General features: G+C 65.0%; 1 protein-coding gene and 1 pseudogene. Both read left to right on the top strand.

Going from position 1 to position 618, the window contains the following annotated elements:
* Positions 1-330: pseudogene (locus GTW58_RS13525) on the top strand (glucose-6-phosphate dehydrogenase); the annotation flags it as partial.
* Positions 327-618: glucose-6-phosphate dehydrogenase assembly protein OpcA (locus tag GTW58_RS13520; protein ID WP_209436589.1), on the top strand; the 292-nt coding region annotated here is incomplete at its 3' end. The pseudogene GTW58_RS13525 and the gene GTW58_RS13520, both read left to right, overlap by 4 nt.

Raw genomic sequence — 618 nt, 5'->3', positions numbered from 1 at the left:
GACGAGGGCGTGACCATCCGCTTCGCGTCCAAGGTGCCGGGCACCCAGTCCGAAATCCGGGACGTGACCATGGACTTCGGCTACGGGCACGCCTTCACCGAGTCATCGCCTGAAGCCTACGAGCGACTGATCCTCGACGTCCTGCTGGGCGAACCCCCGCTGTTCCCCCACCACGAAGAGGTCGAGCTGTCCTGGAAGATCCTCGACCCCTTCGAGGAGTACTGGGCCGAGAACCAGATCCAACCCGAAGGGTACGACCCCGGTTCCTGGGGTCCCGAGTCCGCGGACCGCCTGATGCAACGAGATGGAAGGACGTGGCGCCGGCCATGATCGTGACGCTTGAGAACACGACCACTTCCGACATCGACAAGCAGCTGCACCGACTTCGTGACGAAGGTGGTGTAGTCACCCTCGGTCGTGTGTTGACCCTGGTCATCATGGCGGAGGCCGGTCATTCGGAACGCGCCCTGGACGCCGCCGTCGTGGCCTCCCACGAGCACCCGTGCCGCATCATCATGCACGTGTCGCACTCGGCCTCGGAGGAGACTCGTCTGGATGCCCAGCTGAGGATCGGCGGCGACGCCGGAGCCTCCGAGGTCGTTGTCCTGCACGGGTACG

Origin of the sequence: Kocuria subflava, from assembly GCF_012163155.1 — a bacterium.
In the GTDB taxonomy this organism is placed as follows: Bacteria; Actinomycetota; Actinomycetes; order Actinomycetales; family Micrococcaceae; genus Kocuria; species Kocuria subflava.
This window is presented reverse-complemented; position numbering and strand designations above follow the sequence as displayed.